The organism is Streptomyces sp. cmx-18-6 (assembly GCF_046548915.1).
Taxonomy (GTDB): Bacteria; Actinomycetota; Actinomycetes; order Streptomycetales; family Streptomycetaceae; genus Streptomyces.
On sequence record NZ_JAEBEP010000013.1, the window covers coordinates 80,256 to 96,693 of the forward strand.

The 16,438-nt window shown below is 71.2% G+C and carries 15 protein-coding genes; 14 read left to right on the forward strand and 1 reads right to left on the reverse strand.

Features of this window, described 5'->3' with window-relative positions:
• Nucleotides 1-148 precede the first annotated feature (148 nt).
• The 4 genes from ACLJPL_RS26980 (at nucleotide 149) to ACLJPL_RS26995 (ending at nucleotide 4,475) form a co-directional block, all read left to right on the forward strand.
• A complete protein-coding gene (locus ACLJPL_RS26980; protein ID WP_411083534.1) occupies nucleotides 149-838 on the forward strand; it encodes an MBL fold metallo-hydrolase in 690 nt (229 codons plus the stop codon).
• 15 nt (nucleotides 839-853) lie between these two features.
• Nucleotides 854-2,116, forward strand: coding sequence for a histidine--tRNA ligase (gene hisS / locus ACLJPL_RS26985; protein ID WP_411083535.1), 1,263 nt, complete (start codon nucleotides 854-856; stop codon nucleotides 2,114-2,116).
• 288 nt (nucleotides 2,117-2,404) lie between these two features.
• Nucleotides 2,405-3,043 (forward strand): vitamin K epoxide reductase family protein, encoded by a 639-nt coding sequence (locus ACLJPL_RS26990; protein WP_411083536.1) that lies wholly within the window; start codon nucleotides 2,405-2,407, stop codon nucleotides 3,041-3,043.
• 64 nt (nucleotides 3,044-3,107) lie between these two features.
• Nucleotides 3,108-4,475: a replication-associated recombination protein A gene (locus ACLJPL_RS26995; RefSeq protein WP_411083537.1), complete on the forward strand. Its 1,368-nt coding sequence runs from the start codon at nucleotides 3,108-3,110 to the stop codon at nucleotides 4,473-4,475.
• Between the two features lie 22 nt (nucleotides 4,476-4,497).
• On the opposite strand, the gene ACLJPL_RS27000 is transcribed toward ACLJPL_RS26995, so the two are convergent.
• Nucleotides 4,498-5,199, reverse strand: a complete 702-nt coding sequence (locus tag ACLJPL_RS27000) for a DUF2470 domain-containing protein (protein ID WP_411083538.1) — start codon at nucleotides 5,197-5,199, stop codon at nucleotides 4,498-4,500.
• A 188-nt stretch (nucleotides 5,200-5,387) separates the two neighbouring features.
• Here ACLJPL_RS27000 and rpsD point away from each other — a divergent pair, with 188 nt between their 5' ends.
• The 10 genes from rpsD (at nucleotide 5,388) to aroQ (ending at nucleotide 16,361) form a co-directional block, all read left to right on the forward strand.
• Nucleotides 5,388-6,002 carry a 30S ribosomal protein S4 gene (gene rpsD / locus ACLJPL_RS27005; RefSeq protein WP_015607373.1) on the forward strand — a complete coding sequence of 205 codons (615 nt, stop codon included), beginning with the start codon at nucleotides 5,388-5,390 and terminating at the stop codon, nucleotides 6,000-6,002.
• Nucleotides 6,003-6,288: 286 nt separating this feature from the next.
• Nucleotides 6,289-6,750 (forward strand): DUF948 domain-containing protein, encoded by a 462-nt coding sequence (locus tag ACLJPL_RS27010; protein WP_411083539.1) that lies wholly within the window; start codon nucleotides 6,289-6,291, stop codon nucleotides 6,748-6,750.
• Between the two features lie 7 nt (nucleotides 6,751-6,757).
• Nucleotides 6,758-7,105: a DUF6167 family protein gene (locus ACLJPL_RS27015; protein WP_411083540.1), complete on the forward strand. Its 348-nt coding sequence runs from the start codon at nucleotides 6,758-6,760 to the stop codon at nucleotides 7,103-7,105.
• Entirely contained in the window at nucleotides 7,105-9,774 is a 2,670-nt protein-coding gene (gene alaS / locus ACLJPL_RS27020; protein WP_411083541.1) for an alanine--tRNA ligase, read from the forward strand. Before ACLJPL_RS27015 ends, alaS begins: the two co-directional genes overlap by 1 nt.
• A gap of 8 nt (nucleotides 9,775-9,782) precedes the next feature.
• A complete protein-coding gene (gene ruvX, locus ACLJPL_RS27025) occupies nucleotides 9,783-10,256 on the forward strand; it encodes a Holliday junction resolvase RuvX (RefSeq protein ID WP_411083635.1) in 474 nt (157 codons plus the stop codon).
• A 101-nt stretch (nucleotides 10,257-10,357) separates the two neighbouring features.
• Complete coding sequence (gene mltG, locus ACLJPL_RS27030) at nucleotides 10,358-12,136, forward strand: endolytic transglycosylase MltG (protein WP_411083542.1); 1,779 nt, start codon at nucleotides 10,358-10,360, stop codon at nucleotides 12,134-12,136.
• Entirely contained in the window at nucleotides 12,129-12,959 is an 831-nt protein-coding gene (locus ACLJPL_RS27035; protein WP_411083543.1) for a shikimate dehydrogenase, read from the forward strand. The genes mltG and ACLJPL_RS27035 overlap by 8 nt, the downstream gene beginning before the upstream one ends.
• Nucleotides 12,960-13,105: 146 nt before the next feature.
• Nucleotides 13,106-14,290: a chorismate synthase gene (gene aroC, locus ACLJPL_RS27040; protein ID WP_411083544.1), complete on the forward strand. Its 1,185-nt coding sequence runs from the start codon at nucleotides 13,106-13,108 to the stop codon at nucleotides 14,288-14,290.
• Nucleotides 14,287-15,924, forward strand: a complete 1,638-nt coding sequence (gene aroB / locus ACLJPL_RS27045; RefSeq protein ID WP_411083545.1) for a 3-dehydroquinate synthase — start codon at nucleotides 14,287-14,289, stop codon at nucleotides 15,922-15,924. The genes aroC and aroB overlap by 4 nt, the downstream gene beginning before the upstream one ends.
• Complete coding sequence (gene aroQ, locus ACLJPL_RS27050; protein WP_411083546.1) at nucleotides 15,921-16,361, forward strand: type II 3-dehydroquinate dehydratase; 441 nt, start codon at nucleotides 15,921-15,923, stop codon at nucleotides 16,359-16,361. Before aroB ends, aroQ begins: the two co-directional genes overlap by 4 nt.
• The last annotated feature ends 77 nt before the right edge of the window (nucleotides 16,362-16,438 follow it).

Genomic DNA, 16,438 nt, shown 5'->3' on the forward strand with positions numbered 1-16,438 from the left:
CGGTTGGGCTCCTTGTTACGTCGTGGGAACGGGGCTGGGCTGCCCGTACCGTATATGGGTTACCTGTGTCATGAGGAGCGCCGGTAGGCTCTGATCCGCCGCACCCTTCGCAGCGGCCGCATCCTCCGGACGAACATTAAGGACGATCGTGCTCATTGCCGGGTTCCCCGCCGGGGCCTGGGGGACCAACTGCTATCTGGTCGCCCCCGCCGCCGGTGAGGAGTGCGTGATCATCGACCCGGGCCACCAGGCCGCCCAAGGCGTCGAGGAAGCGCTCAGGAAGCATCGGCTGAAGCCCGTCGCCGTCGTGCTCACCCACGGCCACATCGACCATGTCGCCTCGGTCGTCCCCGTCTGCGGCGCCCATGACGTCCCCGCCTGGATCCACCCCGAGGACCGCTACATGATGAGCGACCCGGAGAAGGCGCTCGGCCGCTCCATCGGGATGCCGCTCATGGGCGAGCTGACCGTGGGGGAGCCGGACGACGTCAAGGAGCTGACGGACGGCTCGAAGCTGACCCTGGCCGGGCTGGAGTTCGGCGTCTCGCACGCGCCTGGCCATACCAAGGGGTCGGTGACGTTCGGGATGCCCGAGGCCGCGGACGTACCGCCGGTCCTCTTCTCGGGCGATCTGCTCTTCGCCGGCTCCGTCGGACGCACCGACCTGCCCGGCGGCGACCACGCCGAGCTCCTCGAGTCGCTGGCCCGCGTGTGCCTGCCGCTCGACGACTCGACCGTGGTGCTGTCCGGCCACGGCCCCCAGACGACCATCGGCCGCGAGCGCGCCTCCAACCCGTTCCTGAACGGTCTGGACGCGCCGCCGCGCCGAGGAATGTAGACGAGAGACGTATTCGTGAGCACCTTTCAGGCCCCCAAGGGCACGTACGACCTGACCCCGCCGGACTCCGCGAAGTTCCTGGCGGTGCGCGAGGCCATCGCGGCCCCGCTGCGCGACTCCGGCTACGGCTACATCGAGACCCCCGGCTTCGAGGACGTCGAGCTCTTCGCGCGCGGTGTCGGGGAGTCCACCGACATCGTCACCAAGGAGATGTACACCCTCACCACCAAGGGCGGCGCGGAGCTGGCGCTGCGCCCCGAGGGCACCGCGTCCGTCCTGCGCGCCGCCCTGGAGGCCAACCTCCACAAGGCGGGCAACCTCCCCGTCAAGCTCTGGTACTCCGGCTCGTACTACCGCTACGAGCGCCCGCAGAAGGGCCGCTACCGCCACTTCTCGCAGGTCGGAGCCGAGGCCATCGGCACCGAGGACCCGGTCCTGGACGCCGAGCTGATCATCCTCGCCGACCAGGCGTACCGCTCGCTGGGCCTGCGCGGGTTCCGCATCCTGCTGAACTCGCTCGGCGACAAGGAGTGCCGCCCGGTCTACCGCGACGCGCTCCAGACCTTCCTGCGCGACCTCGACCTCGACGACGAGACCCGCCGCCGCATCGAGATCAACCCGCTGCGCGTCCTGGACGACAAGCGGGCCGACGTACAGAAGCAGCTCACCGACGCCCCGAAGCTCCGCGACTACCTCTGCGACGCCTGCAAGGCGTACCACGAGGAGGTCCGCGCGCTGCTGACGGCGGCCGGAGTCGCGTACGAGGACGACGAGAAGCTCGTCCGCGGCCTCGACTACTACACCCGCACCACCTTCGAGTTCGTCCACGACGGTCTCGGCTCGCAGTCCGCGGTGGGCGGCGGCGGGCGCTACGACGGCCTCTCCGAGATGATCGGCGGCCCCGCCCTCCCCTCGGTCGGCTGGGCGCTGGGCGTGGACCGCACGGTCCTCGCGCTGGAGGCCGAGGGGATCGAGCTGGACCTCCCCGCCACGACCAGCGTGTACGCGGTCCCGCTCGGCGAGGAGGCCCGCCGCGCCCTGTTCGGCGTCGTCACCGAGCTGCGCCGCTCGGGCGTCGCCGCCGACTTCGCGTTCGGCGGCCGGGGCCTGAAGGGTGCGATGAAGAGCGCCAACCGCTCGGGCGCGCGCTACACCCTGGTGGCGGGCGAACGCGATCTGGCCGAGGGCGTCGTCCAGCTCAAGGACATGGAGTCCGGCGGGCAGAGCGCGGTACCGCTGGCCGAGGTCGTCGCGGAGCTGACGACGCGGCTCGGCTGAGCCGCCCGGTCGGGAAGGGGGGCGCGGTGGAGGAAGGTTTCCAGCCTTCTTCCGCCGCGCCCCCCTTCGTCGTCGCGGGCCCGGTCCCCGTACGTCAACACCGAGCGTCCCGGTTCATCCCGCCGAACCGTTTGCGACCCGGGGAGTCCGGACCGGGCCGATCGCCCGGCGAGGGGCCGGGTTCCCGGCCACCGCCCGTACGCCTTTATGTCCATCGAACGGATCACCCGTCCAGGGGTGCGGCACAATGACCGTGCCCGGCTGACCACTCAGTGATGGAACGGCGATATGACGACTGCAGCGGTAGACCACCACCCCGCATCCGATCAGGACGAGGACGGCGGCAAGCGCACCTTCGGGGCCGGACGCGGTCTCGCCCTGCTCCTGGTGATCACCGGCGCGGCCGGACTGCTGGCCTCCTGGGTCATCACGATCGACAAGTTCAAGCTGCTGGAGGACCCCTCCTTCACGCCCGGGTGCAGCCTCAACCCGGTCGTCGCGTGCGGCAACATCATGAAGAGCGAGCAGGCGTCCGCGTTCGGGTTCCCCAACCCGATGCTCGGCCTGGTCACGTTCGGCATGGTCATCGCCATCGGGATGGGCCTGCTCGCCGGAGCCCGCTACCGCGGCTGGTTCTGGCTCGGCCTCAACGCGGGCACCCTGTTCGGCGTCGGCTTCTGCACCTGGCTCCAGTACCAGTCGCTCTACAACATCAACTCGCTCTGCCTGTGGTGCTGCCTGGCCTGGGTCGCCACGATCGTCATGTTCTGCTACGTGACCACGCACAACGTCAAGCACCGCATCCTGCCCGCCCCGGCGTGGCTGCGCAGCGGGCTCACCGAGTTCCACTGGGTGCCCCCGGTGCTGTGGATCGGGATCATCGGCATGCTGATCCTGACCCGCTGGTGGGACTTCTGGACCAGCTGAGCGCCTGCCGCCCTTTCGGCAGGCGGCCGGGGCGTTGTCAGTGGGGTCGCATAGGCTTCATCACGTGGAGCCCGACCTCTTTACCGCAGCCGCCGAAGACCGCCAGGAGAAGGACCCGTCCAGCAGCCCCCTCGCTGTCCGGATGCGTCCCCGTGTCCTCGACGAGGTCGTCGGCCAGCAGCATCTGCTCAAGCCGGGCTCGCCGCTGCGCCGGCTTGTCGAGGGGAGCGGCGGTCCGGCCGGCGCCTCGTCGGTGATCCTGTGGGGCCCGCCCGGCACCGGGAAGACGACTCTGGCGTACGTGGTCAGCAAGGCCACCAACAAGCGCTTCGTCGAGCTCTCCGCGATCACCGCCGGCGTCAAGGAGGTCCGGGCCGTCATCGAGAGCGCGCGCCGCGCCACCGGCGGCTTCGGCAAGGAGACCGTCCTCTTCCTGGACGAGATCCACCGCTTCTCCAAGGCCCAGCAGGACTCACTGCTCCCCGCCGTGGAGAACCGCTGGGTGACCCTGATCGCCGCCACCACGGAGAATCCGTACTTCTCGATCATCTCGCCGCTGCTCTCGCGCTCCCTGCTGCTCACCCTGGAGCCGCTGACCGACGACGACCTGCGCGATCTGCTGCGCCGGGCGCTCACCGACGAGCGCGGACTCGGCGGGGCCGTCACCCTGCCGCAGGACGCGGAGGCGCATCTCCTGCGCATCGCGGGCGGCGACGCGCGCCGGGCGCTGACCGCCCTGGAGGCGGCGGCCGGCGCCGCCCTCGCCACGCACGAGGCGGAGATCACGCTGGAGACGGTCGAGGCGACCGTCGACCGGGCCGCCGTGAAGTACGACCGCGACGGCGACCAGCACTACGACGTGGCCAGCGCGCTCATCAAGTCCATCCGCGGCTCCGACGTGGACGCCGCCCTGCACTATCTGGCCCGGATGATCGAGGCGGGGGAGGATCCCCGGTTCATCGCCCGGCGGCTGATGATCTCCGCCAGCGAGGACATCGGCCTCGCCGACCCCACCGCGCTGCCGATCGCGGTGGCGGCCGCCCAGGCGGTGGCGATGATCGGCTTCCCGGAGGCGGCGCTCACCCTGAGCCACGCCACGATCGCCCTGGCGCTCGCGCCCAAGTCCAACGCGGCGACGCTGGCGATCTCCGCCGCGCAGGAGGATGTCCGGAAGGGGCTCGCGGGCCCCGTCCCGGCCCATCTGCGCGACGGCCACTACAAGGGCGCGGCCAAGCTCGGCCACGCCCAGGGCTATGTCTATCCGCACGACGTCCAGGGCGGCATCGCCGCCCAGCAGTACGCCCCGGACGCGGTCCGCGACCGGCTGTACTACACGCCCACCCGACACGGCGCCGAGGCGCGGTACGCGGATGTGGTGGAGCGGGTCCGCGAGCGCCTGGGCCGTGGCGGCGGCGGTACGGACCCGTCCTGACGTACGGGCGGTGGCTCCGGGGTCAAGACGCGGCCGCCTCGAAGAGCGTGTGCATCGCCCGGCGCAGCTCGGTGACGTCCCGTACCGGCTCCGGGAACTCGAAGCGGGCGTCGAAGCACGAGCCCTTGTCCTCCACGAAGCGGACCCGCAGCCCGAAGCGGTCGAGCGCGACGGGCACGGCGGTGGGCTGGTGGGAGGAGCAGGCCCGCGCCGTGCGCTCGCCGAGCAGCCCGCACAGGGTGCGCATCTGCTCGTCGTGGGCGGAGTGCAGGTGCTGGAGGAGCTCCGCCTCGTGGCCGGCCAGCGGATCGGGGGCTGCGTCCCGGAAGTCCTCGGCCTCGATGTCCTCGGCGCCCCAGAGGTCGTCCACGTACGCCTCTCCGAACTCCAGCCGCAGCATCATCCGGCCCGGCTCCGCGAGTCCCGGTACGGAGGTGAGCCAGCCGGAGACCCAGGCGCGGCCGCGGATGCGGTGCGGGACGGAGACCGGGGCGACGTCCGTGATCTCCAGCACGGCCGTCAGGTCGTCGCCCTGCGCGTGCGTGGCGGCCCGGACCGCCGGGGAGTCCGCGGGGAATTCGAGGAAGAGATCGCCCTCGGGCCCCACGCTCCTGCTGTCCGGGACCAGGGGTTCGGCGCGGGCCAGATCGAGCCCCGGTACGACGAGCAGCGCGGAGCAGGTACTCTGTACGAGAGTTCGTGTGCGCTCGGCTGCTGACGGCATCCGAGTGGTATCAAGCCCGCTGGGACGCGGCTGACCACGATCAGATCGGCCTTCCGTCGTAGCAGCACCCTCCGAGGTGCTGCCGCTGTCTGTGCTGTCCGTGACGTGAGTGGTGTTCCCAGGGCGAGACATGCGATCTCCTTGAGTAAGGTAAGTCTAACCTAACCTACAACGGAGGTCTGGAGAACGTGCCTAACCAGTCGCGTCCCAAGGTCAAGAAGTCGCGTGCCCTCGGCATCGCTCTGACGCCCAAGGCTGTCAAGTACTTCGAAGCGCGTCCGTACCCGCCGGGCGAGCACGGCCGTGGCCGCAAGCAGAACTCGGACTACAAGGTCCGTCTGCTGGAGAAGCAGCGCCTGCGTGCGCAGTACGACATCAGCGAGCGCCAGATGGCGCGCGCCTACGACCGCGCCAAGAAGGCCGAAGGCAAGACGGGCGAGGCGCTGGTCGTCGAGCTCGAGCGCCGCCTCGACGCCCTGGTCCTGCGTTCGGGCATCGCCCGCACCATCTACCAGGCCCGTCAGATGGTCGTCCACGGCCACATCGAGGTCAACGGCGGCAAGGTCGACAAGCCGTCCTTCCGCGTGCGCCCGGACGACGTCGTCCAGGTCCGCGAGCGCAGCCGCACCAAGGTCCCCTTCCAGGTGGCCCGCGAGGGTGGCTACGACACCGACGGCGAGACCCCGCGCTACCTCCAGGTGAACCTGAAGGCCCTGGCCTTCCGCCTGGACCGGGACCCGAACCGCAAGGAGATCCCGGTGATCTGCGACGAGCAGCTCGTCGTCGAGTACTACGCCCGCTGATCCAGGCGTAGCCGCTCCCACCAGCGCTCCGGCCCGCCCCTCCTCGTCCATCCGGGAGGCGGCGGGCCTTCGCGTTCCCCCGGGGCGCGCCGGAGCGGGCCGTCCCGCTGTGACAACTGCCGCCCTGCCCGCGGGGAATGCGGTAGGGGAGGAGATGTCCGGCGCGATAGGCTCGTGGGACGACGATCGGGCGCACGGGCAGGAGAGCCGGCCCCGCCCCGGCGCAGACAAGCCCCACAGGGGCCGAGTGACGAGCAGAGAGCGGTGCACAGTGTCCGGTGGAGAGGTGGCCGGGATCCTCGTGGCCGTCTTCTGGGCGATCCTGGTCTCGTTCCTCGCCGTGGTGCTGGCGAGGCTCGCGCAGACGCTCAAGGCGACCACCAAACTCGTCGCGGACGTGACCGAGCAGGCCGTTCCGCTGCTGGCCGACGCCTCGGCGACGGTACGGTCCGCGCAGACCCAGCTGGACAAGGTCGACGCCATCGCGAGCGACGTCCAGGAGGTCACCTCCAACGCCTCCGCGCTCTCCACCACCGTCGCCTCCACCTTCGGCGGCCCGCTCGTCAAGGTCGCGGCCTTCGGCTACGGCGTACGGCAGGCCCTGGGCCGCCGCACCGCACCCGAGCCCGAGCCCGAACCGGCACGGGCCCGCTCCGCCACCCGCCGCACCGTGATCGTCGGCCGGACCGTCCCTTCGGCGCGCGGGCGCAAGCGCGAGCGCCGAAACCCCCGCGGACAGAAGGACTGATCCAGCGATGTTCCGCCGCACCTTCTGGTTCACCGCCGGCGCAGCCGCCGGTGTCTGGGCCACCACCAAGGTCAACCGCAAGATCAAGCAGCTGACGCCCGAGAGCCTCGCGGCGCAGGCCGCCGACAAGGCGATCGAGACCGGCCACAAGCTCAAGGACTTCGCCCTCGACGTCCGCGAGGGCATGGTCCGGCGCGAAGCCGAACTGGGCGGCGCCCTGGGCCTTCAGGCGCCGGTCGACCCCGACCTCCCCGTACAGCGGCACTTCGCCGTCGAGGCGGCCGAGCCGGCCGCGCACCCGAACACGTACCGCAAGCTCCCCTACAACCCGAACAACCGGAATGAGGACCACTGATGGAGTCGGCTGAAATCCGCCGCCGCTGGCTGAGCTTCTTCGAGGAGCGCGGTCACACCGCCGTGCCTTCGGCGTCGCTCATCGCGGACGACCCGACTCTGCTGCTGGTCCCCGCGGGCATGGTCCCCTTCAAGCCGTACTTCCTCGGCGAGGTCAAGCCGCCCGCCCCGCGCGTCACCAGCGTGCAGAAGTGCGTCCGTACGCCGGACATCGAAGAGGTCGGCAAGACCACCCGGCACGGCACGTTCTTCCAGATGTGCGGCAACTTCTCCTTCGGGGACTACTTCAAGGAAGGCGCCATCCAGCTCGCCTGGGAGGCCCTGACCAACTCCGTCGAGGACGGCGGCTACGGCCTCGACCCGGAGAAGCTCTGGATCACGGTCTACCTCGACGACGACGAGGCCGAGGCCATCTGGCGCGACAGGATCGGCGTCCCCGCCGAGCGCATCCAGCGCCTGGGCAAGAAGGACAACTTCTGGTCCATGGGCGTCCCCGGACCCTGCGGCCCCTGTTCGGAGATCAACTACGACCGCGGCCCCGAGTTCGGCGTCGAGGGCGGCCCGGCCGTCAACGACGAGCGCTACGTGGAGATCTGGAACCTGGTCTTCATGCAGTACGAGCGCGGCGCCGGCGACGGCAAGGAGGACTTCCCGATCCTCGGGGACCTGCCGTCGAAGAACATCGACACCGGTCTCGGCCTCGAACGCCTCGCCATGATCCTCCAGGGCGTACAGAACATGTACGAGACCGACACCCTGCGCGTCGTCATGGACAAGGCCACCGAGCTCACCGGCGTCCGCTACGGGGCGGAGCAGGGCACGGACGTCTCGCTCCGCGTCGTCGCCGACCACATCCGTACGTCGGTGATGCTCATCGGCGACGGCGTCACCCCCGGCAACGAGGGCCGCGGCTATGTGCTGCGCCGCATCATGCGCCGCGCCATCCGCAACATGCGTCTGATGGGCGCGACCGGCTCGGTCGTCAAGGACCTGGTCGACGTCGTGATCGACACGATGGGCCTCCAGTACCCGGAGCTGGTCACCGACCGCAAGCGCATCGAGACGGTCGCGCTCGCGGAGGAGGCCGCCTTCCTCAAGGCCCTCAAGGGCGGCACCAACATCCTGGAGACCGCCGTCACCGAGACCAAGGCCGCCGGCGGCCAGGTCATCGCCGGCGACAAGGCGTTCCTGCTCCACGACACCTGGGGCTTCCCGATCGACCTGACCCTGGAGATGGCCGCCGAGCAGGGCCTCTCCGTGGACGAGGACGGCTTCCGCCGCCTCATGCAGGAGCAGCGCGACAAGGCCAAGGCCGACGCCCGCGCCAAGAAGACCGGTCACGCCGACCTGTCCGCCTACCGCGAGGTCGCGGACGCCTCCGGGGCCACCGAGTTCACCGGCTACACCGCCACCGCCGGCGAGTCCACCATCGTGGGCCTGCTGGTCGACGGAGTGCCCTCGCCCGCCGCCCTGGAGGGCGACGACGTCGAGGTCGTCCTCGACCGCACCCCCTTCTACGCCGAGGGCGGCGGCCAGCTCGCCGACACCGGCCGCATCCGGCTCGACACCGGTGCCGTGATCGAGGTCCGCGACGTCCAGAAGCCGGTCCCCGGCGTCCACGTCCACAAGGGCGTCGTCCAGGTCGGCGAGGTGACGGTCGGGGCCTCCGCCTTCGCCTCCATCGACTCCACCCGCCGCCGGGCCATCGCCCGCGCCCACAGCGCCACCCACCTCACCCACCAGGCGCTGCGCGACGCGCTCGGCCCGACCGCCGCCCAGGCCGGTTCGGAGAACTCCCCGGGCCGCTTCCGCTTCGACTTCGGTTCGCCCGCCGCCGTTCCCGGCACGGTCCTCACCGACGTCGAGCAGAAGATCAACGAGGTCCTCTCGCGCGAACTCGACGTCCAGGCCGAGGTCATGTCGATCGACGAGGCCAAGAAGCAGGGGGCCATCGCGGAGTTCGGCGAGAAGTACGGCGAGCGGGTCCGGGTCGTCACCATCGGGGACTTCTCCAAGGAGCTGTGCGGCGGCACCCACGTCCACAACACCGCCCAGCTCGGCCTGGTCAAGCTGCTCGGCGAGTCCTCCATCGGCTCCGGCGTGCGCCGCATCGAGGCCCTCGTCGGCGTGGACGCGTACAACTTCCTCGCCCGGGAGCACACGGTCGTCGCCCAGCTCCAGGAGCTGGTCAAGGGCCGCCCCGAGGAGCTCCCGGAGAAGATCGCGGGCATGCTCGGCAAGCTGAAGGACGCCGAGAAGGAGATCGAGAAGTTCCGCGCGGAGAAGGTCCTGGCCGCCGCCGCTGGACTCGTCGAGTCCGCCAAGGACGTCCGGGGCGTCGCCCTGGTCACCGGCCAGGTCCCGGACGGCACCTCCGCCGATGACCTGCGCAAGCTGGTCCTGGACGTACGCGGACGCATCCAGGGCGGCCGCCCGGCCGTCGTGGCCCTGTTCACCACGGCCAACGGCCGCCCGCTCACGGTCATCGCCACCAACGAGGCCGCCCGCGAGCGCGGTCTCAAGGCCGGTGACCTGGTGCGTACGGCGGCCAAGACGCTCGGCGGCGGTGGCGGCGGCAAGCCGGACGTCGCCCAGGGCGGCGGCACGAACCCGGCCGCCATCGGGGACGCCGTCGCAGCCGTCGAACGCCTCGTCACCGAGACGGCGTGACGGGCGGGATGACGCGGATGCGCCGCGGACGACGGCTCGCCGTCGACGTCGGGGACGCCCGGATCGGGGTCGCCTCGTGCGACCCCGACGGGATCCTGGCCACGCCGGTGGAGACTGTGCCGGGACGCGACGTCCCGGCCGCCCACCGGCGGCTCCGCCAGATCGTCGAGGAGTACGAGCCGATCGAGGTGATCCTCGGCCTGCCGCGCTCCCTCAAGGGCGGCGAAGGCCCGGCGGCAGCCAAGGTCCGCGACTTCGCCCAGGCGCTCGCCCGTTCGATCGCACCCGTTCCGGTGCGGCTGATGGACGAGAGGATGACCACAGTGACGGCTGCTCAGGGGCTGCGCGCCTCGGGCGTGAAGTCCAGGAAGGGCCGGTCTGTCATCGACCAGGCTGCCGCTGTGGTGATCCTCCAGAACGCTCTGGAGTCCGAACGGGCGTCAGGCAACCCTCCTGGCGAGGGCGTCGAAGTGGTTGTCTGATCGCGATACGGTAACGTTCCGCGCGATGCGGCGGTGGTTCGAACAAACACTGCACAGCGAAGCGAAGAGACGGAACGTCGTCTCGCGGCTCTAGGGGATCGATGACTGAGTATGGCCGGGGCCCCGGCTCCGAACCGTGGCATCCCGAGGACCCCCTGTACGGGGACCAGGGATGGGGAGGCCCGCAGGCCGCCCACGGTCAGAGCCAGTACGGCGACCAGCAGCAGTCCTATCCGCAGGACCCGTACGCCCAGCAGGACCCGTACACCCAGCAGCACCAGGGCCACCAGCAGTACCAGCAGCAGCCGTACGACCAGCAGCATCAGCAGTACGAGCAGCAGCCGCAGCACCAGCAGCCGCAGCACCACCAGCAGCAGCCGCAGTACGGCACGCCGCAGCAGGACCCGTACGGTCAGCAGCCTCCCGCCCAGCCGCAGTACGACGGCGGCTGGGACCCCGGTCAGCAGGCCGCCGTGCCGTACGGGGCCGAGCCCCAGGACCCGTACGCGCAGCAGCCCGCCGCCTACGCCGAAGCGCACGACCCCTACGGAACGCCCGAGGCGTACCCGCCGCCGCAGCCGCCGGGCCGCCGCGACGCCGCGCCCGAGCAGCAGCAGAAGCCGTCGACGGACTGGGACCCGGACGAGCCGCAGGAGGAGACGCACCCCTTCTTCACCGGCGCGGACGAACCCGCCGGCCGCGAGCCGCGCGACGGCGACGACGAACCGGACGACGACGGATCGCGCTCCTCGCGCCGGGACCGCGGCGGCAGCGACCGCAGGGGCGGAAAGGGCAAGAAGAAGAGCCGCAACGGCTGCGCCTGCCTGGTCGTCTCCCTCGTCCTGGTCGGTGGCGCCGTGGGCGTGACGTACGTCGGCTACAACTACTGGCAGAAGGAGTTCGGCGCCCCGGCGGACTTCGCGGGATCGGGCACCGGCGAGCAGGTCGAGGTCGAGATCCCCGAGGGCTCGTTCGGCTACGACATCGCCAACATCCTGCGCAAGAAGGGCGTCATCAAGTCCTCCGACGCCTTCGTCACGGCGCAGAACCGCAACCCCAAGGGGAAGACGATCCAGGCGGGCGTCTATCTCCTGAACAAGCAGATGTCGGGGGCCAGCGCACTGGAGCTGATGCTCGACCCCAAGAGCCAGAACGCCTTCGTCATCCCCGAGGGCACCCGCAACGTCGCGATCTACGCGGAGATCGACGAGCGGCTCGACCTCAAGAAGGGCACCACGGCGAAGATCGCCAAGACCAAGGCGGAATCGCTGGGCCTGCCCGACTGGGCGGACGACGACCCGGACCTGAAGGACCCGCTGGAGGGCTTCCTGTACCCGGCGGCGTACCCGGTCGCCAAGGGGTCCAAGCCCGAGGACGCGCTGAAGCGGATGGTCACGCGGGCCAACAAGGAGTACGACAAGCTCGACCTCGCGGCCACCGCCAAGAAATACAACCTCGACGGGCCGTGGCAGGTGCTCACGGTGGCGAGCCTGGTGCAGGCCGAGGGCCTCACGCACGACGACTTCCGCAAGATGGCCGAAGTCGTCTACAACCGGCTCGAGCCCGACAACACCATCACCAACCGTAAGCTCGAGTTCGACTCGGCGTTCAACTACCTCAACAACCAGAGCAAGATCAAGATCAATCTCAGGGAGATCCGGACCAACCCCGATCCCTACAACACGTATTACCACGCGGGTCTTCCGCCGGGGCCGATCGGGAACCCGGGCGTCGATGCCCTCAAGGCATCGCTCAACCCGACGTCGAACGGCTGGATGTTCTTCATCTCGCTCGACGGCAAGAAGACCGACTTCACCAAGACCGTCGACGAGCACGAGAGGCTGAACGACAAGTTCAAGGAGCAGCAGGGACTTGGCTGACATTCGCCGCCGGGCCGCCGTCCTCGGTTCGCCCATCGCCCACTCGCTCTCCCCGGTGCTGCACCGCGCCGCGTACGCCGGACTCGGCCTCGACGACTGGTCCTACGACCGGTTCGAGGTCGACGAGGCGGCGCTGCCGGGCTTCATCGAGGGGCTGGACTCCTCCTGGGCGGGGCTCTCCCTGACCATGCCGCTCAAGCGGGCGGTCATCCCGCTGCTGGACGAGATCAGCGCGACGGCCGCCTCGGTGGAGGCCGTCAACACACTCGTGTTCACCGAGGACGGCCGGCGGGTCGGCGACAACACCGACATCCCCGGGATGGTCGCCGCCCTGCGGGAACGGGGGGTCGACAAGGTCGAGTCCGCCGCGATCCTGGGCGCCGGGGCCACCGCCTCCTCCGCCCTCGCCGCGCTCGCGGTGATCTGCGCCGGACCGGTCACCGCCTATGTGCGCAGCCGGGAGCGCGGCGACGAGATGCGCGGCTGGGGACGGCGCCTCGGCGTGGACGTCCGGGTCGCGGACTGGGCGGAAGGGGCGCGGGCGCTCGACGCGCCGCTCGTCATCGCCACCACCCCGGCGGGCACGACCGACGCCGTGGCCACCGACGTACCGGAGCAGCCGGGCATCCTCTTCGACGTGCTGTACGACCCCTGGCCGACCCCGCTGGCCTCGGCCTGGGAGGCGCGCGGCGGCGCGGTGGTCGGAGGGCTCGACCTCCTCGTCCATCAGGCGCTGCTCCAGGTCGAGCAGATGACCGGCCGGGTTCCCGCGCCCCTCGGCGCGATGCGCCGGGCCGGCGAAGCGGCGCTCGCGGCCCGCTGAGCCGTCCCGGCAGGTGGCACGGGCGTCCGTCTGCTGGACCGGCGGCCGGAGGGCGCGCCCAGTCGTGGGAGGATCAAAGGCGGCGGGCCAGGGCCGCGCACCCGGTCGCGCCGCCCGATTTTCAGGCGCGAGCATGAGGAGCACCGTTGAGCAGGTTGCGCTGGCTGACGGCGGGGGAGTCGCACGGCCCCGCACTGGTGGCGACGCTGGAGGGTCTTCCCGCCGGTATCCCGGTCACCACGGAGATGGTGGCGGAGGCGCTCGCCCGGCGACGGCTCGGTTACGGCCGCGGTGCGCGGATGAAGTTCGAGCAGGACGAGGTCACCTTCCTCGGCGGGGTGCGGCACGGCCTCACCATGGGCTCCCCGGTCGCCGTGATGGTCGGCAACACCGAGTGGCCCAAGTGGGAGCAGGTCATGTCGGCCGACCCGGTCGACCCCGACGAGCTGGCCCAGCTGGCCCGTAACGCCCCGCTGACCCGGCCCCGCCCCGGCCACGCCGACCTGGCAGGGATGCAGAAGTACGGCTTCGACGAGGCCCGGCCGGTCCTGGAGCGCGCCAGCGCCCGGGAGACCGCCGCACGCGTCGCCCTCGGGGCCGTCGCCCGCTCCTACCTCAAGGAGACCGCGGGCATCGAGATCGTCAGTCATGTCGTGGAGCTGGCCGCGGCCAAGGCCCCCTACGGCGTGTACCCGGTTCCCGCCGACGTGGAGAAGCTGGACGCCGACCCGGTCCGCTGTCTGGACGCCGACGCGTCCAAGGCGATGGTGGCCGAGATCGACCAGGCCCACAAGGACGGCGACACCCTCGGCGGGGTCGTCGAGGTGCTGGCGTACGGCGTCCCCGTCGGGCTCGGCTCGCACGTCCACTGGGACCGCCGCCTCGACGCCCGGCTCGCCGCCGCGCTCATGGGCATCCAGGCCATCAAGGGCGTCGAGGTCGGCGACGGCTTCGACCTCGCCCGGGTCCCCGGCTCGCAGGCGCACGACGAGATCGTCGCCACCGAGGACGGCATCAGGCGCACCTCCGGCCGCTCCGGCGGCACCGAGGGCGGGCTCACCACCGGCGAGCTGCTGCGGGTCCGCGCCGCGATGAAGCCCATCGCGACCGTGCCGCGCGCCCTGGCCACCGTGGACGTCGTCACCGGCGAGGCCGCCAAGGCCCACCACCAGCGCTCCGACGTCTGCGCCGTCCCGGCCGCCGGCATCGTCGCGGAGGCGATGGTCGCCCTGGTCCTGGCCGACGCGGTCGCGGAGAAGTTCGGCGGCGACAGCGTGGCCGAAACGCACCGCAACGTGCGGTCGTACCTCGACCACCTCCAGATCCGATGAGCGGCCCCCTGGTCGTCCTCGTCGGCCCGATGGGCGTCGGCAAGTCCACCGTGGGCGAACTGCTCGCCGCCCGGCTGGGCGCCGTCTACCGGGACACCGACGCGGACGTCGTCGCCGAGGCCGGCAAGCCGATCGCGGAGATCTTCTACGACGAGGGCGAGGAGCACTTCCGCGCCCTGGAGCGCCGGGCCGTCCAAGCGGCCGTCGCCGGGCACACGGGCATCCTCTCCCTCGGTGGCGGGGCCGTCCTGGACGGGGCGACCAGGGAACTGCTGGCCGGCCGCCCGGTCGTCTACCTCTCCATGGACGTGGACGAGGCCGTCCGCCGCGTCGGGCTGGGCGCCGCCCGCCCGCTGCTCGCGGTCAACCCGCGCCGGCAGTGGCGCGAGCTGATGGACGCCCGCCGCCCCCTGTACGAAGAAGTGGCCGCCGCGGTCGTCGCCACCGACGAACGCACCCCCGAAGAGGTCGCCCAGGCGATCATCGACGCACTGGAACTGCCGGAGGGCGACGCGGCCCCCGGCGTGGAGAACACCGGCATGACGCAGCAGGGCCCCACCCGCATCCAGGTCGCAGGCGCCGAGGGCTCCGCCCCGTACGAGGTCCTCGTCGGCCACCAGCTCCTCGGCGAGCTGCCCCAGCTGATCGGGGACCGCGCCCGGCGGGTCGCCGTCCTGCACCCCGAGGCGCTCGACGAGACCGGAGAGGCGGTCCGCCAGGACCTCGCCGACCAGGGGTACGAGGCCATCGCGATCCAGCTGCCGAACGCGGAGGAGGCCAAGACCGTCGAGGTCGCCGCCTACTGCTGGAAGGCGCTGGGCCAGACCGGCTTCACCCGCACCGACGTCATCGTCGGCATCGGCGGCGGGGCCACCACGGACGTCGCCGGGTTCGTCGCGGCCAGCTGGCTGCGCGGGGTGCGCTGGATCGCGATCCCCACCACCGTGCTCGGCATGGTCGACGCGGCCGTGGGCGGCAAGACCGGCATCAACACCGCCGAGGGCAAGAACCTCGTCGGCGCGTTCCACCCGCCCGCCGGAGTCCTCTGCGACCTCGCCGCGCTCGACTCGCTGCCGGTCAACGACTACGTCTCCGGCATGGCCGAGATCATCAAGGCCGGCTTCATCGCCGACCCGGTCATCCTCGACCTGATCGAGTCCGACCCCGAGGCCGCCCGCACGCCGGCCGGACCGCACACCGCCGAGCTGATCGAGCGGTCCATCCGGGTCAAGGCCGAGGTCGTCTCCTGCGACCTCAAGGAGTCCGGGCTCCGGGAGATCCTGAACTACGGCCACACCCTCGGCCACGCCATCGAGAAGAACGAGCGCTACAAGTGGCGTCACGGGGCCGCCGTCTCCATCGGCATGGTCTTCGCCGCCGAGCTGGGCCGGCTCGCCGGACGCCTCGACGACGCCACCGCCGACCGGCACCGCAGCATCCTTCAGTCCGTGGGCCTGCCGCTCGCCTACCGCGGCGACCAGTGGCCCAAGCTCCTGGAGAACATGAAGGTCGACAAGAAGTCCCGCGGCGACCTGCTGCGCTTCATCGTCCTGGACGCCCTCGGCAAGCCCACCGTCCTGGAGGGCCCCGACCCGGCCGTGCTGCTCGCCGCCTACGGGGAGGTCTCCGCGTGACCCGCAGGGTCCTCGTCCTCAACGGCCCCAACCTCGGCCGCCTCGGCTCCCGCGAACCCGACGTCTACGGGGCCACCTCCTACGCCGGACTCGTCGAGACCTGCGCCGCGCTCGGCAAGGAGCTCGGCTTCGACGTCGACGTACGCGAGACCAACGACGAGGGCGAACTCATCCGCTGGCTCCACGAGGCGGCGGACGGCTCGATTCCGGTCGTCCTCAACCCGGGCGCGTTCACGCACTACTCGTACGCCATGCGGGACGCGGCGGCCCAGCGCACCGCCCCGCTGATCGAGGTGCACATCTCCAACCCGTACGCCCGCGAGGAGTTCCGGCACACCTCCGTGGTCGCCCCGGTGGCCACCGGCACCGTCGCCGGGTTCGGCATCGGCTCCTACCGGCTCGCCCTGCGCGCCCTGGCCGGCGAACTGACGGACTGACAGCCCCGGGGGGCGTGCGGGCACTCCGCACCCTCCCGGGCCGTTCACCCCGATGCGGCCGGGGAAGGTACGGTAGC

Coding starts and splice junctions, on each gene's coding strand:
- ACLJPL_RS26990 (WP_411083536.1), top strand. CDS start 2,405: ATGACGACTGCAGCGGTAGACCACCACCCCGCATCCGATCAGGACGAG.
- ACLJPL_RS27000 (WP_411083538.1), bottom strand. CDS start 5,199: ATGCCGTCAGCAGCCGAGCGCACACGAACTCTCGTACAGAGTACCTGC.
- ACLJPL_RS27015 (WP_411083540.1), top strand. CDS start 6,758: ATGTTCCGCCGCACCTTCTGGTTCACCGCCGGCGCAGCCGCCGGTGTC.
- alaS (WP_411083541.1), top strand. CDS start 7,105: ATGGAGTCGGCTGAAATCCGCCGCCGCTGGCTGAGCTTCTTCGAGGAG.
- ruvX (WP_411083635.1), top strand. CDS start 9,783: ATGACGCGGATGCGCCGCGGACGACGGCTCGCCGTCGACGTCGGGGAC.
- mltG (WP_411083542.1), top strand. CDS start 10,358: ATGACTGAGTATGGCCGGGGCCCCGGCTCCGAACCGTGGCATCCCGAG.
- aroB (WP_411083545.1), top strand. CDS start 14,287: ATGAGCGGCCCCCTGGTCGTCCTCGTCGGCCCGATGGGCGTCGGCAAG.